At 63.8% G+C, this 23,368-nt stretch carries 20 protein-coding genes and 1 pseudogene; 16 read left to right on the forward strand and 5 right to left on the reverse strand.

The window, feature by feature from the left end; all coding sequences use genetic code 11:
• Nucleotides 1-48 precede the first annotated feature (48 nt).
• The 9 genes from B0G82_RS30615 (at nucleotide 49) to B0G82_RS30655 (ending at nucleotide 9,619) form a co-directional block, all read left to right on the forward strand.
• Nucleotides 49-753 (forward strand): FadR/GntR family transcriptional regulator, encoded by a 705-nt coding sequence (locus B0G82_RS30615; RefSeq protein WP_106282401.1) that lies wholly within the window; start codon nucleotides 49-51, stop codon nucleotides 751-753.
• A 68-nt stretch (nucleotides 754-821) separates the two neighbouring features.
• Nucleotides 822-1,712, forward strand: coding sequence for an L-threonate dehydrogenase (ltnD, locus tag B0G82_RS30620; RefSeq protein ID WP_116147899.1), 891 nt, complete (start codon nucleotides 822-824; stop codon nucleotides 1,710-1,712).
• A 13-nt stretch (nucleotides 1,713-1,725) separates the two neighbouring features.
• Complete coding sequence (gene otnK, locus B0G82_RS30625) at nucleotides 1,726-3,036, forward strand: 3-oxo-tetronate kinase (RefSeq protein ID WP_121310047.1); 1,311 nt, start codon at nucleotides 1,726-1,728, stop codon at nucleotides 3,034-3,036.
• Nucleotides 3,033-3,695: an aldolase gene (locus tag B0G82_RS30630; protein ID WP_121310048.1), complete on the forward strand. Its 663-nt coding sequence runs from the start codon at nucleotides 3,033-3,035 to the stop codon at nucleotides 3,693-3,695. The genes otnK and B0G82_RS30630 overlap by 4 nt, the downstream gene beginning before the upstream one ends.
• Before the next feature lie 77 nt (nucleotides 3,696-3,772).
• On the forward strand, nucleotides 3,773-5,110 hold the full coding sequence (locus B0G82_RS30635) for an MFS transporter (RefSeq protein ID WP_121310049.1): 1,338 nt from the start codon (nucleotides 3,773-3,775) through the stop codon (nucleotides 5,108-5,110).
• Between the two features lie 67 nt (nucleotides 5,111-5,177).
• Nucleotides 5,178-5,966, forward strand: coding sequence for a 2-oxo-tetronate isomerase (gene otnI / locus B0G82_RS30640; protein WP_121310050.1), 789 nt, complete (start codon nucleotides 5,178-5,180; stop codon nucleotides 5,964-5,966).
• Between the two features lie 16 nt (nucleotides 5,967-5,982).
• Complete coding sequence (gene denD, locus B0G82_RS30645; protein ID WP_121310051.1) at nucleotides 5,983-6,963, forward strand: D-erythronate dehydrogenase; 981 nt, start codon at nucleotides 5,983-5,985, stop codon at nucleotides 6,961-6,963.
• A gap of 367 nt (nucleotides 6,964-7,330) precedes the next feature.
• Complete coding sequence (gene pcaF, locus B0G82_RS30650) at nucleotides 7,331-8,533, forward strand: 3-oxoadipyl-CoA thiolase (RefSeq protein ID WP_106282394.1); 1,203 nt, start codon at nucleotides 7,331-7,333, stop codon at nucleotides 8,531-8,533.
• Between the two features lie 513 nt (nucleotides 8,534-9,046).
• Nucleotides 9,047-9,619 (forward strand): hypothetical protein, encoded by a 573-nt coding sequence (locus B0G82_RS30655; RefSeq protein WP_121310052.1) that lies wholly within the window; start codon nucleotides 9,047-9,049, stop codon nucleotides 9,617-9,619.
• A gap of 132 nt (nucleotides 9,620-9,751) precedes the next feature.
• Here the strand turns inward: B0G82_RS30655 and B0G82_RS30660 are convergent, their stop codons facing one another.
• Together B0G82_RS30660 and B0G82_RS30665 are read right to left on the reverse strand one after the other, a co-directional pair.
• Nucleotides 9,752-10,132, reverse strand: coding sequence for a DUF2917 domain-containing protein (locus tag B0G82_RS30660; protein WP_121310053.1), 381 nt, complete (start codon nucleotides 10,130-10,132; stop codon nucleotides 9,752-9,754).
• A 344-nt stretch (nucleotides 10,133-10,476) separates the two neighbouring features.
• A complete protein-coding gene (locus B0G82_RS30665; protein WP_121310054.1) occupies nucleotides 10,477-12,465 on the reverse strand; it encodes a sigma-54-dependent Fis family transcriptional regulator in 1,989 nt (662 codons plus the stop codon).
• 411 nt (nucleotides 12,466-12,876) lie between these two features.
• Here B0G82_RS30665 and B0G82_RS30670 point away from each other — a divergent pair, with 411 nt between their 5' ends.
• From B0G82_RS30670 to B0G82_RS30695, 6 genes and pseudogenes are all read left to right on the forward strand, one after another.
• On the forward strand, nucleotides 12,877-13,941 hold the full coding sequence (locus B0G82_RS30670; protein WP_121310055.1) for an NAD(+)/NADH kinase: 1,065 nt from the start codon (nucleotides 12,877-12,879) through the stop codon (nucleotides 13,939-13,941).
• A 40-nt stretch (nucleotides 13,942-13,981) separates the two neighbouring features.
• Nucleotides 13,982-14,965 carry a thiamine pyrophosphate-dependent dehydrogenase E1 component subunit alpha gene (locus B0G82_RS30675; RefSeq protein WP_121310056.1) on the forward strand — a complete coding sequence of 328 codons (984 nt, stop codon included), beginning with the start codon at nucleotides 13,982-13,984 and terminating at the stop codon, nucleotides 14,963-14,965.
• 39 nt (nucleotides 14,966-15,004) lie between these two features.
• A complete protein-coding gene (locus B0G82_RS30680) occupies nucleotides 15,005-16,009 on the forward strand; it encodes an alpha-ketoacid dehydrogenase subunit beta (protein WP_106282388.1) in 1,005 nt (334 codons plus the stop codon).
• Between the two features lie 3 nt (nucleotides 16,010-16,012).
• A pseudogene (locus B0G82_RS30685) lies at nucleotides 16,013-17,126 on the forward strand (acetoin dehydrogenase dihydrolipoyllysine-residue acetyltransferase subunit).
• A 1-nt stretch (nucleotide 17,127) separates the two neighbouring features.
• Nucleotides 17,128-18,114 (forward strand): lipoyl synthase, encoded by a 987-nt coding sequence (lipA, locus tag B0G82_RS30690; protein ID WP_121310057.1) that lies wholly within the window; start codon nucleotides 17,128-17,130, stop codon nucleotides 18,112-18,114.
• A 287-nt stretch (nucleotides 18,115-18,401) separates the two neighbouring features.
• Nucleotides 18,402-19,505, forward strand: a complete 1,104-nt coding sequence (locus tag B0G82_RS30695; RefSeq protein ID WP_121310058.1) for a hypothetical protein — start codon at nucleotides 18,402-18,404, stop codon at nucleotides 19,503-19,505.
• Nucleotides 19,506-19,967: 462 nt separating this feature from the next.
• Here B0G82_RS30695 and B0G82_RS30705 read toward each other — a convergent pair whose 3' ends face one another.
• A complete protein-coding gene (locus B0G82_RS30705; protein ID WP_116147926.1) occupies nucleotides 19,968-20,456 on the reverse strand; it encodes a GNAT family N-acetyltransferase in 489 nt (162 codons plus the stop codon).
• A 23-nt stretch (nucleotides 20,457-20,479) separates the two neighbouring features.
• On the reverse strand, nucleotides 20,480-21,697 hold the full coding sequence (locus tag B0G82_RS30710) for a sensor histidine kinase (protein WP_121310060.1): 1,218 nt from the start codon (nucleotides 21,695-21,697) through the stop codon (nucleotides 20,480-20,482).
• Between the two features lie 280 nt (nucleotides 21,698-21,977).
• Between B0G82_RS30710 and B0G82_RS30715 the strand changes: the two genes are divergently transcribed.
• Nucleotides 21,978-22,337, forward strand: a complete 360-nt coding sequence (locus tag B0G82_RS30715) for a response regulator (RefSeq protein ID WP_121310061.1) — start codon at nucleotides 21,978-21,980, stop codon at nucleotides 22,335-22,337.
• Nucleotides 22,338-22,439: 102 nt separating this feature from the next.
• On the opposite strand, the gene B0G82_RS30720 is transcribed toward B0G82_RS30715, so the two are convergent.
• Entirely contained in the window at nucleotides 22,440-23,339 is a 900-nt protein-coding gene (locus B0G82_RS30720; protein WP_121310062.1) for a LysR family transcriptional regulator, read from the reverse strand.
• Nucleotides 23,340-23,368 lie beyond the last annotated feature (29 nt).

A 23,368-nucleotide genomic window follows, 5' to 3' on the forward strand; every position in this document is an offset into this window, starting at 1 on the left:
ATCTAAAATTTGTATGATGACCCGATAACATGATCAATCGAGGCATCGATGTTCGAGAAGATTCCTGCGAGAGCGTTGAGCGACACGGTCGCGCAACAGCTGCTCAAGCAGATCGACAAAGGCACTTTCGAGCGCGGCGGCAAGCTGCCGACCGAGGCCGTGCTGGCGCAGCAGTTCGGCGTGAGCCGCACGGTGATCCGCGAGGCGATCTCGCGGCTGAAGAACGAAGGCGTGGTCGAGCCGCGCCAGGGCAGCGGCGTGTTCGTCGCCGCGCACGGCACGGTGCGGCCGCTGCGGATCGACTATGCGGAAGCGGTCGAGCCGGGCTCAGTGGTGCAGATTCTCGCGCTGCGGCGGGCCATCGAGGCGGAAGTCGCGTCGGAAGCCGCGATGCGCCGCAGCGACGCCGACATGATGTCGATCGATGCGGCGCTCGCGAAGATCGACGAGGCCGTGGCCGAAGGCGAGGACGGCGTGGCTGAAGACGTCGCGTTCCATCGCGCGATTGCGGCGGCTACCGGCAATCCGTATTTCCTCAAAACCCTCACGTTCCTGAATCAGTACCTTGAGGCCGGCACGGTCGTCACGCGCCGCAACGAAGCGTTGCGCGAGGACTTTTCACGTCAGGTGCGCGAAGAGCATGCGGCGATCGCCGCCGCGATTCGCGCGGGCGATCCGATGGCGGCGCGCAATGCGGCGCGAACGCATATGTACAACGCGGCACGGCGTCTCGCGGAAGCGGGGATCTGCTGAGCTTTGCTGCCGAGCTTGAAACGCCCAGTGTTCCGCGCGAGCGTCCAACGAATTCATAGAGGTCAAACATGTCCAGAAATGTCGGTGTCATCGGTCTTGGCGCAATGGGCCTGGGTGTCGCGCGCTCGTTGTTGCGCGCGGGTCTGCGGGTCCATGCGTGCGATCTGCGCAGCGAGGTGCTGAATGCGTTCGTCGCGGAAGGCGGCGTGGGTTGCGCAACGCCCGCCGAACTCGGCGCGCAGTGCGAGGTGGTCGTCACGCTGGTCGTGAATGCCGCGCAAACCGAAGCCGTGCTGTTCGGCGAGCAGGGCGCGGTTGCGGCGATGAAACCGGGCGGGGTGGTGATCGCCAGCGCGACCGTGGCGCCGGACTTCGCGATCGAACTCGGCAAGCGGATCGAGGCGGCCGGTTTGCAGATGCTCGACGCACCGGTCTCCGGCGGCGCGGCGCGCGCAGCCTCCGGCGAGATGACCATGATGACGTCCGGTCCCGCTGCGGCCTACGCTGCATGCGAGGACGTGCTGGCCGCGATGGCGGGGAAGGTGTATCGCCTCGGCTCAGCACACGGCGCCGGGTCGAAGGTGAAGATCATCAATCAACTATTGGCCGGCGTGCATATCGCGGTGGCCGCCGAGGCGATGGCGCTCGGCTTGCGCGAGGGCGTCGATCCGGATGCGCTGTACGAAGTGATTACGCACAGCGCGGGCAATTCGTGGATGTTCGAGAACCGCGTGCCGCACATTTTGAACGGCGACTACACGCCGCTCTCGGCCGTCGATATTTTCGTCAAGGATCTCGGCCTCGTGCTCGATACCGCACGCCGCTCGAAATTCCCGTTGCCGCTGTCGGCGGCGGCGCATCAGATGTTCATGATGGCGTCTACGGCCGGTCACGGCGGCGAGGACGATTCCGCGGTGATCAAGATTTTCCCGGGCATCGACGTGCCGGCGGCGAAGTGAGGAGGTCAGCGTCATGACGGCTACAACCAAACGCGCGCTGCTCGGCTGCATTGCCGACGACTTCACCGGCGCCACCGATCTCGCCAACATGCTGGTGCGCGGCGGCATGCGCACGGTACAGACCATCGGCGTGCCCGCATCGAATGAAACGGTGGAGGCCGACGCGCTGGTGGTCGCGCTGAAATCGCGCACGATTCCCGCCGCCGATGCGGTCGCGCAATCGCTCGCTGCGCTCGACTGGTTGCGCGCACAAGGTTGCCGGCAGTTCTTTTTCAAATACTGCTCGACTTTCGATTCGACGGACGCGGGCAATATCGGCCCGGTCACGGATGCGTTGCTCGACGCATTGTCCGGCGACGGTAGCGTTGGCGCGTTCACGATCGCCTGTCCGGCATTTCCCGAGAACGGCCGCACGATCTTTCGCGGCCATCTGTTCGTCGGCGACACGTTGCTCAACGCGTCGGGCATGGAGAACCATCCGCTCACGCCGATGCGCGATGCGAACCTCGTGAGCGTGCTGCAGCGGCAGACGCAGTCGAAAGTCGGGCTCGTACGTTATGACGCGGTGGCGCAAGGCGTGTCGGCCGTGCGCGACGCTTTCGACAGGTTGCGTAACGAAGGCGTGCGCATGGCGATTGCCGATGCGGTGTCCGATGCCGACCTCTACGTACTTGGCGAAGCGTGCGCTGATCTCACGTTGATCACAGGCGGCTCAGGTATCGCGCTGGGCTTGCCGGCCAACTTTCGCCGCGCGGGTTTGCTGAACGAGCAGGGCGATGCCGCGCAGTTGCCTCAGGTGAACGGATTGTCGGCGGTGCTGGCGGGCAGCGCGTCCAAAGCGACCAACGCGCAGGTCGCGCAATGGCGCGCGACACGGCCCGCGTTCCGTGTCGATCCGCTCGCGGCTGCGCGCGGCGAGAACGTCGTCGAGCAGGCGCTGGCTTTCGCCCAGCCGTACCTCGACAAAGCCGAGCCCATGCTGATCTATGCCACCGCCACACCCGACGAAGTCAAGGCGGTACAACGTCAGCTCGGCGTGAATGAAGCAGGGCATCTGGTTGAAAACACGTTGGCGTCGATCGCGCGCGGTCTGCGCGAACGCGGCGTGCGCAAGTTCGTGGTGGCGGGCGGCGAGACCTCGGGCGCAGTGGTGCAGGCGCTCGACGTGCACACGCTGCGCATCGGCGCGCAGATCGATCCCGGCGTGCCGGCCACCGCCACGACCGGCGCCGAACCGCTCGCGCTCGCTCTGAAATCCGGCAACTTCGGCACGACCGACTTCTTCGAAAAAGCACTGCGTCATCTGAACGGAGCCGCGCAATGACCGGCGCACCCGCACTCCACACCACGGACGAAGCACGCGTTCGCGAGGAAATCTGCGTAACCGGCGCGAGTCTTTATCAACGCGGCTACACGGTCGGCACCGCCGGTAACATTAGCGCGCGGCTCGACGACGGCTGGCTGATCACGCCGACCGATGCCTGTCTAGGCCGGCTCGACCCCGCCGATATCGCCAAAGTCGATCTCGACGGCAACGCGGTGTCCGGCGGCCGGCCCTCGAAAACGCTGGCCTTGCATCGCGGCATCTACGCGCGCAACGGCGCGGCGCGCGGCATCGCCCACACGCATTCGACACATCTGGTCGCGCTGACTCTAGCGGGCGTCTGGCGCGAGACCGACGTGCTGCCGCCCATCACGCCGTACTACGTGATGAAAGTGGGCCACGTCCCCCTGATTCGTTACAGGCGGCCCGGCGATCCGCAAGTCGCTGAACAGATCGCCGCGCTGGCCGACAGCGTTCGCGCGGTGCTGCTCGAACGTCTGGGTCCGGTGGTGTGGGAGCGTTCCGTGGCGCAAGCCGCGTATGCGCTGGAAGAACTCGAAGAGACCGCGCGTTTATGGTTGATGACGAATCCGCGGCCCGCACCGCTCGACGAAGCCGCACTCGAAGAACTGCGCACCGTATTCGGCGCTAGCTGGTAGTCACAGCCGACAAAACACAGCCAGGTCACGTTGCGCTCCACATGACGCATCGGGCCATCCACTGAAGGAGACAATGCATGAGTTCGTATCAGACCACCTCGAGCCAGCCGATTGCAGCAGCGGCCACGGGACAACCCGGCGCCGCTGAAGTCGAGCGCACCTATAAGAAAGTATTCTGGCGCATCGTACCGTTTCTGATGCTCTGCTATGTGGTCGCCTATCTGGACCGCGTAAATGTCGGCTTTGCCAAATTGCAGATGTCGCAAGACCTGGCATTCAGCGAAACGGTGTTCGGTCTTGGCGCGGGCGTGTTCTTCATCGGCTATTTTCTGTTCGAGTTGCCGAGCAACATTCTGATGCACAAGCTCGGCGCGCGCATCTGGATCGCGCGGATCATGATTACCTGGGGCGTGCTCTCGGCCGTGTTCGTGTTCGTGAAGACGCCGATGCAGTTCTACATCTTGCGCTTTCTTCTCGGCCTCGCCGAAGCCGGTTTCTATCCCGGCGTGATCCTGTACCTGACCTACTGGTTCCCGTCGCATCGGCGCGCGAAGATCATTGCGGTGTTCATGTCGGCGATTCCGGTGTCGGGCATCTTCGGCAACCCGCTGTCCGGCTGGATCATGCAGACGTTCCACAACAGCTCGGGGTTCGCAGGCTGGCAATGGATGTTTCTGATCGAAGCGATCCCCGCCATTGCGATCGGCATCGCCACGATCCTGTATCTCGACAACGGCATCGCGACCGCGAAGTGGCTGAGCGAACGCGAAAAGCGCCTGCTCACCGATGAAATCGCCGCCGCGCAGCCGAAGGAAAAGGCCCAGGCGCACTCGCTCGGCGCGGTGTTCCGCGATCCGCGCACGTGGTGGATGTCGCTGATCTATTTCGCGTTCGTCACTGGGCAGTATGGCCTGACGTTCTGGATGCCGACGCTCGTCAAATCGACGGGTGTGACCGGCGCGTTCAATATCGGCCTGCTGAGCGCGATTCCGTTCCTGTGCGCAATCGTCGTGATGAATCTGATGGGGCACAGTGCCGACAAGCGCCGTGAGCGCCGCTGGCATCTGATCGTGCCGGCGCTGTTCGGTGCGATCGGCTTCACGGTCGCGGCTTCGTTCGCGGACAACACGGTGGTGTCGATCGCATTTCTTTCGCTCGCCGCTGCCGGCGTGCTGACCTGCGCGCCGCTCTTCTGGTCGCTGCCTACCGCGTTCATGTCGGGTGCGACCGCCGCGGCCGGTATCGCGATCATCAATTCGATCGGCAATCTCGCGGGATTCGCGAGCCCGTACATGATCGGCTATCTGAAGGATCTCACGCATAGCACGCAAACCGGCATGTATGTGCTGGCGGGCATGCTCGTGATCGGCGCGATCGCCACGTGGTTCACGCCGGCCAAACTGGTCAACCGATAGATCGACACGCTCGCGCGGCATGCGTTGCTGCCGCGCGCCGCATCAACGTTTTCAAGGAGTCGCTGCCATGCCTCGCTTCGCCGCCAATCTCTCGATGATGTACAACGAGCACGCTTTCCTCGACCGTTTCGCCGCCGCAGCGCAAGACGGCTTCGAAGCGGTCGAGTTTCTGTTCCCGTACGATTTCCCCGCCAACGAGATCAAGACGCGCCTCGGCGCGAGCGGTCTGACGCAAGCGCTTTTCAATGCGCCGCCCGGCGATTGGGCCGACGGTGAACGTGGGATTGCTTCGCTGCCGGGCCGCGAAGATGAATTTCGCCGCGGTATCGATACCGCGCTCGACTACGCGCGCGTGCTCGGCAATCGCAAACTGCATGTGATGGCCGGCCTGATCGGCGCGGATCAGCCCCGCGCAAAACATCGCGAGGTATACCTGAGCAATCTCGCGCACGCCGCCAAGGCGGCGCAGGCCGAGGGCATCACCGTCGTGATCGAGCCGATCAATACGCGCGACATGCCGGGCTTCTTTCTGACCCGTCAGGACGAAGCGCAAGCGATCTGCGCGGAAGTCGGCGCTGAAAATCTCAAGGTGCAATTCGACTGCTACCACTGCCAGATCGTCGAAGGCGACCTCGCGGTGAAACTCAAGCGCGATATGGCCGGCATCGGCCACATTCAGATCGCCGGCGTGCCCGAGCGTCATGAGCCCGATACGGGCGAACTGAACTACCCGTACCTGCTCGAACTGATCGACTCGCTCGGCTACGACGGTTATATCGGCTGCGAATACCGGCCGCGCGCGGGCACGTCGGCCGGCCTCGGCTGGCTCAAACCGTATCTGAACGCGACCCGCTAACAAGGACGAACACATCATGAAAGTACTCATTACCGGCGGGGCGGGCTTTCTCGGCCAGCGTCTCGGGCGCGAACTGCTTGCGCGGGGTTCCCTGAAAGACGCGCAAGGCACGCCGCAGGCGATCACCGAACTGGTGCTGCTCGACGTCGTGCAAGCCAACGATTTCGGCGATAAGCGCGTGCGCGCGGAAGTGGGCGACATCGCCGAGCGCAGCGTGCTCGAGCGCGTGATCGACGCGCAGACCTCGGCGATCTTCCATCTGGCCGCGGTCGTGAGCGGCCAGGCCGAAGCGGATTTCGATCTCGGCATGCGCATCAATCTGGATGCGTCGCGGCTGCTGCTCGAAGTTTGCCGGCAACGTGGCCACCGGCCGCGCGTGCTATTCACGAGTTCCGTCGCGGTGTACGGCGGCGAGTTGCCCGAGGTCGTGCAGAACGACACCGCGCTGAATCCGCAGTCGTCGTATGGCGCGCAGAAGGCGATCGCGGAGTTGCTGCTCAACGATTACGCGCGGCGCGGATTCGTCGACGGCCGCGTGGTGCGGCTGCCCACCATCAGCGTGCGGCCGGGCAAGCCGAATGCGGCGGCGTCGTCGTTCGCGAGCGGCATCATTCGCGAGCCGTTGAACGGCGAGGCGGCGGTGTGCCCGGTCGCGGGCTCGACGCGCCTGTGGCTGCTGTCGCCGCGCAAGGCGATCGAGAGCCTGATCGCCGGACTCGAACTCGATTCCGCCGCGCTCGGTAACCAGCGCGTGTTGAATTTACCGGGTATTTCGGTGAGCGTCGACGAGATGGTCGCCGCGCTGCGCGAGGTCGCGGGCGACGCGACTGCCGCGCGGATCGTGTTCGAGCCGGATGCGCGCGTCGAAAAAATCGTGGGTAGCTGGCCGGGACGGTGGGATACGTCGCGTGCCGAAGGGCTGGGGTTGAGCGGCGAGCGCAATTTTGCCGATGTGATCCGCAGCTATATCGAGGACGAGCATATCCAGCTCCGCTAGACACACGCGCCACGCAGTCTTCAGCCCCGTGCCGGCGCCTGGAAAACAGGCCGCCGGCAGGGCGCACGATTCGTCTGATCCTTCGAAAAAACGCACGCGGCCTGCACGTATTCCCTGGTGCGGGCCTGGCCGTGCTTGACATGGTTTCGGCCGCGCGCCTATTATCGTGTCTAGTTGTTCGATATATGACCGTCTGTTCGTATCAAGAACATATTGCGACATTCTCGAGCCCACCGTTCATCATCCTGCGCTAAGCTGAATTGACGCCGCCGCTGCCCGGCAGCCGCTTTCCGTCGCGTCCGGTTCGCGCCGGGCCTGAGTTCCGGCCGCGGCGCAGCGCACGCAGCACATCAACTGGAGACATCACATGACCGAAGCATTCCTGTGCGACGCGATTCGCACCCCCATCGGCCGCTATGCGGGTTCGCTGTCGTCGGTACGCGCCGACGATCTGGGCGCCGTGCCGCTCAAGGCGCTGATGGAGCGCAACAAGGACGTCGACTGGAACGCAATCGACGACGTGATCTACGGCTGTGCAAACCAGGCCGGCGAGGACAACCGCAACGTCGCGCGCATGTCGCTGTTGCTGGCGGGCTTGCCGCAGGGCGTGCCGGGCACGACGGTGAACCGCTTGTGCGGTTCGGGCATGGACGCGGTCGGCATCGCGGCGCGCGCCATCAAATCCGGCGAGGCCGCGTTGATGGTGGCGGGCGGCGTGGAAAGCATGAGTCGCGCGCCGTTCGTGATGGGCAAGGCGCCCACCGCGTTCTCGCGCCAGGCCGAAATCCATGACACGACCATCGGCTGGCGTTTCGTCAATCCGCTGATGAAGAAACTGTACGGCGTCGATTCGATGCCGGAAACGGGCGAGAACGTCGCCACGGATTACAACATCAGCCGCGCCGATCAGGACGCTTTCGCGGTGCGCAGCCAGCAGAAAGCGGCGCGCGCGCAACGCGACGGCACGCTCGCGCAGGAAATCGTCGGCGTGACGATCGCGCAGAAGAAGGGCGACCCGATCACGGTGCTGCAAGATGAGCATCCGCGTGAGACGAGCCTCGAAACCCTCGCCAAGCTCAAGGGCGTAGTGCGTCCGGACGGCACCGTTACGGCAGGCAACGCGTCGGGCGTGAACGACGGCGCGGCGGCCCTGCTGCTCGCGAATGAAGAGACCGCGAAGCGCTTCGGCTTGACGCCGCGCGCTCGCGTGCTGGGTATCGCCACGGCCGGCGTCGCGCCGCGCGTGATGGGGATCGGCCCGGCGCCCGCCACGCAGAAACTGCTGGCGCGTCTGAACATGACCATCGATCAATTCGACGTGATCGAACTGAACGAGGCGTTCGCTTCGCAAGGCATCGCGGTGCTGCGCGCACTCGGCGTGGCCGACGACGACGCCCGCGTCAATCCGAACGGCGGCGCGATCGCACTGGGCCATCCGCTCGGCATGAGCGGCGCGCGTCTCGTGACCACGGCGATGTATCAGCTGCATCGCACGCAAGGCCGTTTTGCGCTGTGTACGATGTGTATCGGCGTCGGCCAGGGCATTGCGATCGCGATCGAGCGGGTGTGATCGTTCAGCGGCTTAGTCCGCGTCACGGTTGAAGCTGCTGGATGAAACAGCCTCGTCGCTCGCGCGACGAGGCTGTTTCTTTTGGTGCTCAACGCGCATGGGGCGCATATCGAATCAGCATCGAATCCGATCTAATGACACGCGCGATAATGCTTGAATATCCAGAAAAATATTGATTGCCGATTCGGCAACCATGCAGTATCCGCTTAATGCTGGGTGCATTTAAAACCTGTCGTTCATTTTGAATGGCGGTGGCAATCTCGCGTCGTTGTCGTCTGGCAGGACGCCGCTGCGACGCCGTGTCGCGGCACACTTCAGAGCTGCGTGCATTTATTTGAAAATCACAATTCAATCAATTGCAGGCCGTTGTAAGGCATGTAAAATCATTTGCGCCGTACCTTTTGAAAACTATCATCCTGAAGACACACAGGCACTCATGGAGTTATCAATCGGCATCTCGCGGTTTCAGATCGCCGTCACGCTGCATCAAACAATTTCTCGAGGAGCATGCATATGAAGGCAACGACCATTGGAGCAGCGTTGGTGTTCGCGGCGTTGGCCGCAGCCCAGCCGGCCCGGGCGCAAGATGCCATGGCCAGTGCCGCGCAAGGCGTCGTCAGTGCGGTGGAGCCGGTGCATGTGCGGGCGCAGATCGTCGGTATCGATCCAGGCACACGTACGCTCACGCTCAAGGGGTCGGGTGGCAACGTGGTGGTCGTGCTCGTGAGCCAGCAGGTGGAGGGTTTCGACAACCTGAAAGTGGGTGATCAGGTGGACGTGCTCTACAAGAATGCGCTGCTCGTGAAGGCCGAGAAGGTCACCGGCAAGGACAAGGGCATTCGCGCGCGTGTCGACACACAGGTGTATGCCCCGGCTTCGGGCGGCTTCGAATCGGCGCGCCAGATCGAAGTGCTCGCCACCGTGCAGAAGATCGATCGCAAGAAGCGGCTGGTCACGCTGCGCGGCGCTTATCAGACGCAAACCCTCGTAGCCGGTCCGGACGTCGATCTGAAAGACGTCAAGGTCGGCGATACGATTCACGCGGTATTCGTTTCAGCGGCGGCTGTGCAGGTGACGCCGAAGTAAGCATATAAACAGTCTTGCGCCATCGCGCGTTCATGCAAAAGAGCGTGCGAGCAAACACCCCTCGTTTGCAGGGGTGTTTGTGTCTTTCCCGGGCGTGTGATGCCTCGCGGAGCCGCGCCGTCACGCGCTCGGCTAACGTGGCGCAGGCGGTCCCAGACTCAACCACGCGAGTCGTCCCAGCCAGCGTCTGAGCAGACCGCCTCGCGCCGGCAACGCGTAGCTCAACGATACGCGCGCGACGCATTCGCCATCGGTACTCAGCCACACACGCTCGCCGCGTTGGAGTTGGAATGTGTGGCCCGGATCGAGCCAATGATCGTAAGGTGAACTGACGCGTGTGAGCCAGAGGCGCGCGCCCTGCACGGCGAGCGTGCTATCGGCTTCCACACGCCAGGTCAGCGTCGCGCCTGGCATCACTGAAAAATGCAGCACCAGCCTCGGCAGACGCTCGTCCTGCCGATACGCCAGCAGACTCGAGTCATCTTCCATGCACTGCGGGCTTGCCTGATCCATCTCGTTCTCCGTCATCAAGCCGGCTGACGGAGGCGCCCACAAAACAAAAGGCCCCTTCCGTTACCGGCGGGGCCTTGGGGATGTGTTACGCAGATTCAGACTGCTAACGCGCACGTACTCCCAATGGCCAGCCGATGATGGCTCGCTTCGGGTGTGTAATCGCATTCGCGATGGAGATGTGCGTCAACATGAGATCGAGTGTGCCGTTTTGCCGCGGGTCTTGTCAATCGAAAAGATCGCACTCCATGCAAACGGGCATGTGAAATGGAATACGAAAACGCGTAGTGGCAATGGCGACTCACGCGTTTTTCGCGTGGCGGCGCATCACACTGACAAGCAGCGTTTCAACGTCGATGCGGCGCGACGATGCCCAACGACGCAATACGCCGATACAAAGTGGCGCGCGACATGCCGAGCGCTTGCGCCGCTGCGTTCGGCCGCCATTGATGGCGGGTGAGTGCGTCGATAATGCGCGCACGCTCCTCGCGCGGATCCTGCCGCGCGTCCCGTCGCCGGCTGTCATGCGGATCGATCCGCAATAACGCCGGTTTGTGCACGGCCTCGGGCGCGAGCAATGCCGCTATATCCGGCGCGACATGGCGCAATTCCACGCGTGCGCTGTCGCAGATCGCGCACGCGTACCGCATCACGTTGCGCAACTGGCGAATGTTGCCCGGCCATGCGAACCCTGCAAGACGTTCGGCGAATTGTGGATCCAGCGTGAGCACGTGGCCGGCCATTTGCGCTTCTTCGTCGAAGACCGCGTCGATCACGTCGCGGATATCCGCGCGCTCGCGCAGCGGCGGCATCGGCAAACATGCGCCGCTCAGCCGGTAATACAGGTCTTCGCGGAATGTGCCGGCCGCGACCATCTGCGCGAGATCGCGGTGCGTGGCGCAAATCACGTCGATATCCACGCGCACGGGCGCATCGCCGCCGAGCGGCGTCACTTCGCCTTCAGCCAGCACGCGCAGCAGACGCGTTTGCAGATCGAGCGGCATGTCGCCGATTTCATCGAGAAACAGCGTACCTGTGTGTGCCTGTGCAATCTTGCCGCGCGCGCCGCGACTGCGTGCGCCGGTGAAGGCGCCGGGCGCGTACCCGAATAATTCGCTTTCGATCAGGGATTCGGGAATCGCGCCGCAATTGACCGCGATAAACGGCCTCGCACGCCGCGCGCCCGAATCGTGCACCGCATGCGCGAACACTTCCTTGCCGACGCCGGTCTCGCCGAGAATCAGAATCGGCAGACGCTTGCCCATCACGCGCAACGCCACGGCCGCGTTGTGCGCGATCTGCGGCTCCGCGCTGTGCAGAAAACGCCCGAGCGCACCCAGTTGCAGATCGTCTTGCGACGCGCTTTGCGACGACCGTGCGGCGCTGCCGTTCATCGTGGGCGCCGAGCGCGAGACCCGCCTGAGCGGCGCGCGAATCCGCGCATACAGGGTCGTTCCGGTCGCGCGCAGACGCAAGCCGATAATCGCATCCGTGCGCGCGACGTCGTGCAGATGCGAGCCCGACGTGTCGAATACGTCGTCGATGTGGCGCGGACCGTTGAGCGCCGGAATGCACTCGCGCGCCTTGCGATTGGCGGCGACGAGATTGCCGCATTCGTCGAAGGCGATCAGTACTTCGGGCTGCGCCTCGACGAAGTTGCGGCTCGAATGGCCGAACAGAACCCAGTGCTGGCTGGTTTGATTGAGGAAGTAACCGTCTTCTATCAGACCGGCGCTTTGCCGCACGAGTTGGAACACGAGCCGCTGACTGTCGCGGTTATCCGGCGACTGCACGGCGGAGGCATCGAGCACGCCGATCATCTCGCCGGTCGGCGCGAAGATCGGCGCCGCGCTGCAGGTGAGCGTGGTAAACGCAGCGCGGAAATGATCGGTCTTGTGCACGATGATCGGCGCAAGATCGGTCAGCACATTCGCCACGCCGCAGGTGCCTTCCTCGCGCTCGGACCAGCACGAACCGATATACAGCCCTGCATGCTTGAAATCGCTGCGGCGTTCGCGGTCGATCCGGTAATCGATGGTGACGCCGTGCGCGTCGGTGAGCATCACGCAATAGTCGGCGACGCGAATCATGTCGTGCAGACGTGACAGACATTGCCCGGACGCACGCAGAAAGTCCTCTTCCTTGCCCTGCACTTCGCGCAATTCGGCGGACGTCAGCACGCGCGGTCCGATCACGGCGCCAGGGTCGAGCCGGTACTGTTCGAACGAACGCTGCCACGACGAGACGAGCCGCGGAGAATCGGCAGGCGCGGGCAGGCGTCCTTCAATGGCGCCACGCACGCGGTCGATGTGCTGGGTCTGCGAGAGGTAAGGCATGGTCGGCTCCAGGCGAGCGACACACAGTGAGATCAGGGCTTCTTGTATCACATCCCGCTTGATGAATCACACTGCAATGCAGCACGCGAGACGCGTGAGACGTTTGTCTCAGTCTCAGGTGAGACGTGGAGCCTTGCCGCGCGGATCGAGGCGGGTGAAGGGTTTGCGCTGCGTGTTCGGTTTCGTCGTGCCGGTTGCGAACGTCGCAAGCGATCGGCTTGAGACGCGCGCGACGCTGCATCGCGCGGCGGTGGTTCGATGTCTCGCCTGCATGGCAATGCGCAGAGCCCTTTAAACACGGCACTTTCGTGTGGCGGCGCGATTTTTCAGCAAATTGGCACACCCTTTGCAGTGTCCTGCGCATGACAAAGCGCCGCCGTTCGACGACGGCGTAGAAAGGAGACAAGCACAGTGCCATCGCCCATCACCGTCGGCGTGATCGCGAACCCGGCGTCGGGTCGCGACATTCGTCGTCTTACTTCCTACGCGTCGGTGTTCCCGACCTCCGAAAAAGCCAACATGGTGGTGCGCCTGCTGGCCGGGCTAGGTGTGCTCGGCGTGACCCGCGTGCTGTGTTTGCGCGACCGGACTGGCGTGGCGGCGCTGCTGCTGCGCGCGCTCGACACGCACGACGCCGTCGCCGCGCAACAGCGCTGGCCCGAGGTCGAGTTCATCGAGCAGCCGATCACCGACAGCGTCGCCGATACCCACGCCGGGGTCGTCGCGATGCTGAAGGCGGGTGTCGAACTGATCGCCGTACTGGGCGGTGACGGTACGCATCGCGCGGTCGCCGCACATTGCGGGAGAGTGCCGCTGCTGACCTTGTCCACCGGCACCAACAACGCCTTTCCGGATTTGCGCGAAGCGACCGTGGCCGGCCTTGCGGGCGCGCTTGTCGCGTCGGGTGCGGTGCCGCCGGACGTGGCGCTGATGCGCAACAAGCGGCTCGTGGTGCGCTGCACGGCTGGGCCGAATCTCGGCCGCGAGGAGATCGCGCTGGTCGACGTCTGCGTGAGCCGCCAGCGCTTTGTCGGCGCGCGGGCCGTGTCCGATCCGGCCGATATCGAAGAACTCTTTCTCACGTTTGCCTCGCCGGACGGCATCGGCCTTTCGTCGATCGGCGGAGCGTGGGCGCCCGTGGAGCGCACCGCGTCGCACGGTTTGCATCTGCGCTTTGCCGCGCCCGGCGAATCCGGTGTGCCGCTGGCGGCGCCGATTGCGCCGGGCCGCGTGGAGCGCGTGCTGATGCGCACGTGCGAACGCGTCGAAGTCGGCGTGTGGCGGCCGCTCGACACCGAGCACGGCACGCTCGCTTTCGACGGTGAGCGCGAAATCGAACTGGAGCGCGGCGACCGCTATGAGATCGCGCTGGACTGGGACGGGCCGTTGACGGTCGATGTCGAACGCACGCTGCGTTTCGCGGCGTCACGTCAACTGGTGCGGGAAGTGGCGAACGTGGTTGCGCATCAAAAGTAGGTTGTAGGCAGGCAGTGCATTCATTCCAAGGAGACACACCATGTCGGTTTCAACTGAGTTGAGCAAGGAAGATCTACTGAAGGCGTATCGCATGATGCGCACGATCCGCGAGTTCGAGGAGCGTCTGCACGTGGAATTCGCGACCGGCGAGATTCCCGGCTTCGTGCATCTGTACGCGGGCGAAGAGGCGTCCGCCGTCGGCACGATGCTGCATCTGAACGACGCCGATTATGTGGCGACCACGCACCGCGGTCATGGCCATTGCATCGCCAAGGGCGTGGACGTGCACGGCATGATGGCCGAGATCTACGGCCGCAAGACCGGCGTGTGCCACGGCAAAGGCGGCTCGATGCATATCGCCGACCTGTCGAAAGGGATGTTGGGCGCGAACGGTATCGTCGGCGCGGGCGGGCCGTTGATTTGCGGCGCGGCGCTGGCGGCGAAGTACAAGAAGTCGGGCGGCGTGGGCGTGTGCTTTTTCGGCGACGGTGCTTCGAATCAGGGCGTGATTTTCGAATCGTTGAATCTGGCTTCGGTATGGCGGCTGCCGGCGATTTTCGTGGCGGAGAACAACGGCTATGCGGAAGCGACATCGTCGACGTGGTCGGTGGCAACCGACAACATCGCGGATCGCGCGAGCGGCTTTGGCATGCCGGGCGTGATCGTCGACGGCTTTGATTTCTTTGCGGTGCATGAAGCGCTCGGTGAAGCGATCGAACGCGCGCGTCAGGGCGGCGGGCCGACGCTCGTCGAAGTGAAATTCTCACGCTATTTCGGCCATTTCGAAGGCGACGCGCAAACTTATCGCGCGCCCGGCGAAGTTCAGAAACTGCGCGACGAGAAGGATTGCCTGAAGCGTTTCGAAGAGCGCGTGGTGCGCGCCGAAATGCTGAGCGCGGATCAGTTGCGTGGCGTGGATACCGAGGTCAAGCGTCTGATCGACAGTGCGGTGACCGAAGCCAAGGCTGCGCCGCTGCCGACTGCTGAAGATTTGTTGAGCGACGTCTACGTGTCTTATCCGTAACGCACGGCATTGCACATCTAAACGATTCTGGAGACAGACATGGCACGCAAGATCACATTCTCTCAGGCAATCAACGAAGCCCTGAGTCAGGAAATGGCCCGCGATGAAACCGTCATCGTGATGGGCGAGGACAACGCGGGCGGCGCCGGCTCGCCTGGTGAACAGGACGCGTGGGGCGGCGTTCTCGGCGTCACGAAGGGACTCTTTCACAAATATCCGGGCCGCGTGCTGGACACGCCGCTTTCCGAGGGCGGCTATGTCGGCGCGGCGGTCGGCGCGGCGGCCTGCGGCATGCGGCCGGTCGCGGAGCTGATGTTCATCGATTTCATGGGCGTGTGTTTCGACCAGATCTTCAACCAGGCCGCCAAGTTCCGCTACATGTTCGGCGGCAAGGCGGTGACGCCGGTCGTGATTCGCGCAATGCAGGGCGCGGGCTTGCGCGCGGCGGCCCAGCATTCGCAGATGCTGACTTCGTTGTTCACGCACATTCCCGGACTGAAAGTGGTCTGCCCGTCGACGCCGTATGACGCGAAGGGTCTGCTGATTCAGGCGATCCGCGACAACGATCCGGTGATTTTCTGCGAGCACAAGTTGCTATATGGCCGCGAGGGCGAGGTGCCCGAAGAGTCGTATGCGATTCCATTCGGCGAAGCGAACGTGGTGCGCGACGGCGACGACGCCACGATCGTCACCTACGGACGCATGGTGCATTACGCCACCGAAGCCGCTGAAAAGCTCGCGAAGGACGGCATCCAGGTGGAGGTGATCGACTTGCGGACAACCTCGCCGCTCGACGAAGAAACGATCCTGGAGAGCGCGAACCGCACCGGACGCGTGGTCGTGGTCGACGAAGCGAATCCGCGCTGCTCGATCGCCACCGACATTTCCGCGCTGATCGCGCAGCGTGCGTTCCACTCGCTCAAGGCGCCGATCGAAATGGTGACCGCGCCGCATACGCCCACGCCGTTTGCCGGCGTGCTCGAAGACATGTATATCCCGTCGGCTGCGCAGATCGCCGAGGCCGTACTGAAAGTGAGGGCTTGAGCGATGCCGATCCATATGATCACGATGCCCAAATGGGGCTTGTCGATGGAGCAGGGACAGGTCAACGGTTGGCTTAAGGCCATCGGCGACAAGGTAGTGAAGGGTGACGAGATTCTGGACGTGGAAACGAACAAGATTTCGTCGGGCGTCGAGTGTGCGTTCGAGGGCATCTTGCGCCGGCGGATCGCGCAGGAGGGCGACACGCTGCCTATCGGCGCATTGCTGGCCGTGGTGGCGGACGCCGAAACGCCGGACGCGCAGATCGACGCCGAGGTCGAAGCATTTCAGCGCGACTTCGTGCCGGCCACATCGGCGGATGGCGACAGTGGACCGCAACCGGAGAAAGCGCAGATCGGCGGGCGCACGGTGCGCTATCTGAAACTCGGCGAGGGCGGCACGCCCGCGCTGCTGATTCACGGTTTTTGGCGGCGATCTGAACAACTGGTTGTTCAATCACGCCGACCTCGCCGCGCATCGGGCGGTGTGGGCGCTGGATCTGCCGGGTCACGGCGAATCCGGCAAGGCGCTCGAGACCGGCAGTGCCGACGAGTTCGCGGACAGCGTGATCGCCTTCATGGATGATCGCGGCATCGACAAGGTGCAGTTGATCGGTCACTCCATGGGCGCACTGGTCGCCATGACCGTTGCGGCAAAGGCGCCGGGACGTGTGGCGTCGCTGGCGTTGATTTCGGCCGCGGGACTGGGCACGGAAATCAACGGCGACTACATCACCGGTTTCACTGAAGGCAGCAATCGCAATGCGCTCAAGCCGCAATTGGCCAAACTCTTCGCCGACCCGGGTCTCGTGACGCGTCAACTGGTGGAGGACATCGTCAAGTACAAGCGGCTCGAAGGCGTGCCCGAAGCGTTGCGCAAGATATCGGCGTCGGCCTTCGACGGCAACGCGCAGCGCACGAGCTATCGGGACCGGCTCGCGGAACTCGCGCCGCGCAGTCTCGTGATCTGGGGCACCGGCGATCAGATCATCCCGGCCGCGCATGCGCAGGGCCTGCCGGGCGACATCCGGGTTCACGTGCTCGAAGGCAAAGGGCATATGGTGCAGATGGAAGCGGCGTCCGAAGTGAATCGTCTGCTCAACGATTTTCTGGGGCGCTGAAATGGACGCCGCATTGCATGGCGACAGCGTCACCGCGCTCGGTCAGCACGGCAAGCGCAGCGCTGACAAGCTCGCGCGGATTCCGGTGAAGATCGTGCCGGCCACGGACGGCGAGGTCTTGCCGAAGCCGCCGTGGCTGCGCGCGAAGCCGATGATGAGCGAGACGGTCGCCGGCATTGCGGCGATCCTGCGCGAGCACCGGTTGCATTCGGTCTGCGAGGAGGCCATGTGTCCGAACATCGGCGAATGTTTTGCGCGGCGCACCGCGACGTTCATGATCATGGGGGGTATCTGCACGCGGCGCTGTGCGTTCTGCGACGTCGCACACGGGCGCCCCGCGCCGCTGGACGAAGCGGAGCCCGAGCGGCTCGCCGATGCCGTGGCGGCGCTCGGCCTGCGCTATGTCGTGGTGACGTCGGTGGATCGCGATGATCTGCGCGACGGCGGCGCGGCGCATTTTGCGCGCTGCGTCGCATTGCTGCGCGAGCGCGTGCCGGGCATTCGGGTCGAAGTGCTGACACCGGATTTTCGCGGACGTGTCGAGCGAGCGTTGCTGGCGTTTTCAGACGCGTGGCCCGATGTGTTCAATCACAACCTGGAGACGGTGCCTGCCTTGTATCGCGCCGCGCGTGCGGGCTCGGACTATCAGGGCTCGCTGCAACTGCTCGCGCGCGTCAAGCAGGCGAACGCGACGATGCTGACCAAATCAGGCTTGATGGCCGGATTGGGGGAATCCGACGAAGAACTGCTCGACGCGATGCGCGATCTGCGCGCGCATCACGCGGACATCCTGACGATCGGGCAATATCTCGCGCCGTCGCGTTTTCATATGCCGGTGCGCCGGTACGTGACGCCGCAACAGTTCGACGCCTGGCGCGAGGCCGGATTGGCGATGGGCTTTCGCGAAGTCGTGGCGGGGCCGCTGGTGCGCTCGTCGTATCAGGCCGACCAGATTGCCGATATCGCCATGGCGCGCGCAACGCAATGATATGAAGAAGGGGGGTCACCCTCGCTTCGTCGCGGACGACAAGCGAGGAGCGGCAACTTCGTTGTTTCTAAAAGCAGGCGCGGTCCGCCGTTTCGCCTGCAACAATCTATGTCGAAATATGTCACGCGGCGCGGAAAACGCCCGCAAACCCTTGTCGCACAGGCTTTGCTCGTGGTGAAACAGGGTGACATATCTTCCCGGTCGATTATGTCGGCGTGTCCTTCTATAGTCCGTTTCGTCGCCACGCAGCAGTGACAGAAGTGGCCCGAATCCCAGAAGGACATATCGTGAAAAATCGTTCGTTCGTCGTCCCGGCCACCGCCGCTGCATCTGTCTGTGCTTCCGCCTCCTTGACGATCCCTTCATCCGCTCGCGGCGCACTGCGCAAGCTCGTGCTCTCCGCCACGGTCGCCGTGCTCGCGCTCGGCAGCGCATCGGCATTCGCCTGGTCGCAACACGGCACGGCCTACACGTCGCGCGGCACCTATAACGGCGCGCGCTACGGCTCGTGCGGCGGTGGCAGCTGCTCGCATGCGGGCGGCGTGGCCGGCCCTTACGGCGGTCTCGCGACCAACACCGGCACGGTGACGCGCAACGCGCCGGGCCAGTTCTCGAATTCGGGCACCGCGACGGGACGCTACGGCAACTCCGTCCAGCATGCAGGCGATACCAATTGCGCCGGCGGCACATGCTCGCACACCGGCACGCTTACCGGACCCGACGGCAAGACGGCGACCACGTCCGGCGATGTCACGAAGAACGGCCCGGGACAGTATTCGTCGTCGGGGTCGGTGACGGGCTCGAACGGCAACACGGTCAACCATTCGGCGTCGACGAACTGCGCCGGCTCGACATGCTCGCGTTCGGGCACCGTGACGGGTTCGGATGGCGGCACCGTCAATCACTCGGGTTCGGCCACGCGTGTCGCACCGGGCGTCGTGACGACCTCGACGAGCGTGACGGGTACGCACGGCAACACGGTGACGTCGAGTGGAACGGTGGTGGCCACGACGGGTGTCGTCGCGACGGGCGGCACGACGGTGGTAGTGGCGCCGAAGCCGGTCGTGGTCGCTCCGCCGGTTGTGTATGTGCCGCCGCCTCCGGTCGTGGTGACGCCTGCACCGGTGGTGGTTGCGCCGCCGCCTCCGGTTGTGGTGACGCCTGCTCCTGTCGTGGTTGCGCCGAAGCCGGTTGTCGTGACGCCTGCACCAGTGGTGGTCGCGCCGCCCGTTGCTTATGTGCGCCCGCCGGTCGTCTACGCACCGCCGCCCCCGCCGCATGCTGTGTATGTCGCGCCGCGCGTCGTCTATGTCGCGCCGGCGCCGCGTCCGGTCGTGTGGGTGCCGGGCCACTGGATCGGGCGTGTCTGGGTGCCGGCGCACTGGTCCTGATGGGGGCTGCCATGCGAGTCAAATCCCGGGAGACAGTTGCGGCGCGCCGAGCGTCGCTCAAGGATTCACCGGCACGGCGGTTCTATAAAGCAGGCGCGTTGGCAGCGGTTGTCGTGGCCGCGGGAGCGGCGCTTGCGATGAGCCGCCTCGCCGTGCCGGTGGATACACGTGGAGCGAGTGAACCGTCGCAAGAATGCTCCGCTCGCTACGCCGCGTTGCTCGATCTTGCGGAATTGGCGAGACGCGATGGCAAATCATCGGAGGTGGTCGTGCGAGGGCTGAGCGACAGAGGCGGCGCGATGAGCGAATGTTTGTCGATGGGCGGTGCCAGGGCGGATTAGCGTTGTGATTGCCGCTCACGTCGCTTGCGTCGCTCACGGCACCTACAGCACTCGCGCTACGCCACTCACGCCACCAAAACGATTGCTAAACGCACTCACTAATCAGTGCGGCATTGTCCGATCAGCTCGATTGATTTTCCGGGCGAACCAGATTGCGCTCCAGAAATACCGCGCCGGCAATTGGATTGAAGACGTAAGCGGGAATCCGTGCGAAACCCAGCGATGCGTAAAGATCGAGCGCCGCCTGCATGGTGGGAAGCGAGTCGAGACAAATGCGGTGATATCCCGCGTCTCTCGCGATATCGCAAATCCGCGTTGCCAATTGCCTGCCGGCCCGCAGACCGCGTCCCGATGGACGGACATAGAGCCGCTTCATTTCGCACGTGGTGTCGTCGAGAGGCCGCATGGCGACGCAGCCAATCAGTTCTTCCCGGTTGTACGCGAGAAGCACCCGGCCGCTTGGTGCGGCGAATTTGCCGGGCAAGCCGGCGAGCTCAGATTCGAAGTTCTGGAAGCCGAGATCGATGTCCAGGCTTCCGGCATATTCGCGGAAGATGGCCCGGACCGTTTCCAGTTGCTGCGGGAATTCGGCAGTGGCGATCTCGATCATGGGTGTTCGTTGGCCGCGCGGTTCTATTGCGGTTCCACCAGCACCAGCGGGAAGCGTATCTCGAACCGGGTGCCCACCCCCTCGCGCGAGACAAAGTCGATCTGCCCGTTCAACACGCGGCACAATTCCTTGACGATAGCGAGACCGAGGCCCGTGCCGGGGATCTCGTCGCCCGCGGCGCGCTCGAATTCGCCGAACACGCGCTCCGCATCCGATGGCGCGATACCCACGCCAGTATCCGCGACGCGAATCGACCAATGCTCCGCACCGGCCATCGCGAAGCTCAATTCGATTTGCCCCGACTTCGTGTATTTGATTGCGTTGGAGAGCAGATTGACGGCAATCTGTTTGAGCTTGAGACGATTGGAAATGACGGCGGTCAAAGCGGGATCGCACACCGCGCGCAACGTGAGTCCTTTTGCTTCGGTCGAAGGACGCGACGAGGCGACGAGTTCATCGAATAGCTCGCGCGGTTCGACCGGTTCGAGTGCGAGCGGGGCGCCGTCGCCGAGCACCACGGAGTACTCGACCATCTGCTCGACGAGCTCTTTCATGTCGGTGGCCTGACGGTTCGCCAGCGTCAACGCCATTTCGGCTTTTGCCGGCGCGCGCGCGATCAATTGCAACGCCATGGAAAACGCGTTCAGAAAGTTGCGCAGATCGTGCACCACGCTGCGTGTGATCTGCATGCGCGACTCGTACAGGTCGCTCACCAGCCGCTGCTTCAGCACCAGCTCGTGATTGGCGCGCTCGAGCTGGCCGGTGTACTCGTCGATCTTGCGGTCCCGTTCACTCACGACCTCCTTGATCGACGTGAGCGTAACCATGCTGAACGTCTCGGCGATCAGGCGGCGCGCCCGGCTCTCATGGCGGCGCGTGAAGGTGCTGTCGAGACCGGCGAATTCTTCGAGCGCCCCGGCCAGCACCTGATGGAAAAGATCGAGTTCGCGCACCAGTTCCTCGATGCGATAGCCCTGGCGCCAGCGCACCTTGCCATGCTTTCTCGCATCGCGCTCGATGGCTGTCTCGACCCGTTCGAGATCTTCGACATCGAGCGCCACGCACAGTCCTTCGAGAATTTCCGGCAGATGATCGGCGAGTTGCTGGTAAGTGAGTTTGTCCGCTTCGACGAGATCGGTGTCGCCGAAGACGGCATTCATCCATTGCTCGGTCAGTCGGGTCCGCTCCGCGCGGACGAAGTCGGCAAAATTGCGCAAAGGGCTAACGCGTGTATCGGTCATGATGGCGCAGTGGGATGAAGTTTCTACAAGTGACAAAAGGCTGGCAGCATTCGGACGCGTCCGACCGGACGCGCATGTTGTGTCCGGCAGGCCGATACTCCGGGCCGCCGTGACCGATAGGCCGGGCCGGCAAGCGTTCCGCCATCACGGGCTCCGAAAACGTGGTGACAACCGAATATTCTCATCATTATCGGTGTAAGTGCGGATAGTGGAACACCTCTTGCGGGCTGTCGGGAGGTAACAACAACGTCCAGCCGGACGTTCAACCCGGCGGCCCCCGATGCACTCAATCTTGCTGGTGGACGACGAGCCGGAAATCCTCGCGGCGTGGCGCCTGATACTCGAGAACGAAGGCTACGAAGTTGCTTGCGCGAGCAACGGCGTGGAGGCGGTCGCGCGCGTCGCGGCCCACGTGCCCGCCTTGATCATCACGGACTGGATGATGCCGCTCATGGACGGCGCCGAATTGTGCCGTCGGCTGAAAGGGATGCCGGCGCTCGCCAACGTTCCGATTATCGTGCATACCGCCGTTCCGCCTAACGAAAGTGCGGGCAAGAACTGGGATATCTGTCTGAGAAAGCCGGTGGGCGCGACGCTTTTTCTGACGACGGTCGCGCAGCTGTGCAAACCGCAGCCCTGACTACTGATGGACTCGCGGTGCAATGGGCGATTTCTTCCGAAACGCGCGTGCCGTTTCTTGGGCTGGTCGGCAATATTGCCCTGCATATTCCGCGTCGCTGCATCAGTCAGAATTGATCACCTTCAAAAAATCGACGAATGCGCGCAACGGCGCCGGCAAATGACGACGCCCCGGATAGTAAAGGAACGGGCCTGAAAAACGCTGCCACCACGGCTCCAGAATCGGCTCCAGTGCGCCACTGTCGAGATGCGGGCGCATCATGTCTTCAAACAGGTGAACGACACCCACGCCGGCGATGGCCGCGCTGACGGCGAGATCGATCGCCGCGCCCGGCCGCACCAGCAGCGGCCCCGACGGATTCAGCTGCAGCACTTCGCCGTCGCGCTCGAAATACCAGATCGGCATGGCGCCGCCGGCGAACTGACCGCGCAGGCAGGCGTGCGAAAGCAACTCGCTGGGATGATCGGGGCGTCCGTGCGTGTCCAGATAGCCCGGCGCCGCCGCCGTGGCGAAGCGTTGCACGCGCGGTCCGATCGGGATCGCGATCATGTCCTGCTCGAGCCGCTCGTCATAGCGAATCCCGGCGTCGCAGCCGATCGACAGCACGTCGACGAAACCATCCTCGACCACGACCTCGACGCGGATGTCGGGATACGTTTTCAGAAACGCGGCGATGATGCCCGGCAAGACGATGCGAGCAGCGCTCGACGGCACGTTGAGCTTCAGCGTGCCGGCCGGCTTGTCCCGGAACACGTTCAGCACGTCCAGCGCCGCTTCCATTTCGCTGAAGAGCGGCGACAGCTTCTCGATGAGCCGCAAGCCGGCCTCGGTTGGCGCCACGCTGCGCGTGGTGCGGTTGAGCAGGCGCAGGCCGAGCTTTGCCTCCAGACGGCGCACGGCGATACTCAAACTCGACGCCGATACGCCGCTGATGCGCGCCGCGTCGCGAAAGCCACCCGCGCGGCTGACTGAGACGAAAGCAGCCAGATCATTTAATTCCATGGCGATTGTGCGAAATTTTTAACAACCCG

It is taken from the genome of Paraburkholderia sp. BL17N1, from assembly GCF_003634175.1.
Lineage (GTDB): Bacteria > Pseudomonadota > Gammaproteobacteria > Burkholderiales > Burkholderiaceae > Paraburkholderia.

What these genes read in the sequence shown, in the direction of transcription:
- B0G82_RS30615 (WP_106282401.1), top strand. Translation starts at nt 49, where the DNA reads ATGTTCGAGAAGATTCCTGCGAGAGCGTTGAGCGACACGGTCGCGCAA.
- ltnD (WP_116147899.1), top strand. Translation starts at nt 822, where the DNA reads ATGTCCAGAAATGTCGGTGTCATCGGTCTTGGCGCAATGGGCCTGGGT.
- otnK (WP_121310047.1), top strand. Translation starts at nt 1,726, where the DNA reads ATGACGGCTACAACCAAACGCGCGCTGCTCGGCTGCATTGCCGACGAC.
- B0G82_RS30630 (WP_121310048.1), top strand. Translation starts at nt 3,033, where the DNA reads ATGACCGGCGCACCCGCACTCCACACCACGGACGAAGCACGCGTTCGC.
- B0G82_RS30635 (WP_121310049.1), top strand. Translation starts at nt 3,773, where the DNA reads ATGAGTTCGTATCAGACCACCTCGAGCCAGCCGATTGCAGCAGCGGCC.
- otnI (WP_121310050.1), top strand. Translation starts at nt 5,178, where the DNA reads ATGCCTCGCTTCGCCGCCAATCTCTCGATGATGTACAACGAGCACGCT.
- denD (WP_121310051.1), top strand. Translation starts at nt 5,983, where the DNA reads ATGAAAGTACTCATTACCGGCGGGGCGGGCTTTCTCGGCCAGCGTCTC.
- pcaF (WP_106282394.1), top strand. Translation starts at nt 7,331, where the DNA reads ATGACCGAAGCATTCCTGTGCGACGCGATTCGCACCCCCATCGGCCGC.
- B0G82_RS30655 (WP_121310052.1), top strand. Translation starts at nt 9,047, where the DNA reads ATGAAGGCAACGACCATTGGAGCAGCGTTGGTGTTCGCGGCGTTGGCC.
- B0G82_RS30660 (WP_121310053.1), bottom strand. Translation starts at nt 10,132, where the DNA reads ATGGATCAGGCAAGCCCGCAGTGCATGGAAGATGACTCGAGTCTGCTG.
- B0G82_RS30665 (WP_121310054.1), bottom strand. Translation starts at nt 12,465, where the DNA reads ATGCCTTACCTCTCGCAGACCCAGCACATCGACCGCGTGCGTGGCGCC.
- B0G82_RS30675 (WP_121310056.1), top strand. Translation starts at nt 13,982, where the DNA reads ATGTCGGTTTCAACTGAGTTGAGCAAGGAAGATCTACTGAAGGCGTAT.
- B0G82_RS30680 (WP_106282388.1), top strand. Translation starts at nt 15,005, where the DNA reads ATGGCACGCAAGATCACATTCTCTCAGGCAATCAACGAAGCCCTGAGT.
- lipA (WP_121310057.1), top strand. Translation starts at nt 17,128, where the DNA reads ATGGACGCCGCATTGCATGGCGACAGCGTCACCGCGCTCGGTCAGCAC.
- B0G82_RS30705 (WP_116147926.1), bottom strand. Translation starts at nt 20,456, where the DNA reads ATGATCGAGATCGCCACTGCCGAATTCCCGCAGCAACTGGAAACGGTC.
- B0G82_RS30710 (WP_121310060.1), bottom strand. Translation starts at nt 21,697, where the DNA reads ATGACCGATACACGCGTTAGCCCTTTGCGCAATTTTGCCGACTTCGTC.
- B0G82_RS30715 (WP_121310061.1), top strand. Translation starts at nt 21,978, where the DNA reads ATGCACTCAATCTTGCTGGTGGACGACGAGCCGGAAATCCTCGCGGCG.
- B0G82_RS30720 (WP_121310062.1), bottom strand. Translation starts at nt 23,339, where the DNA reads ATGGAATTAAATGATCTGGCTGCTTTCGTCTCAGTCAGCCGCGCGGGT.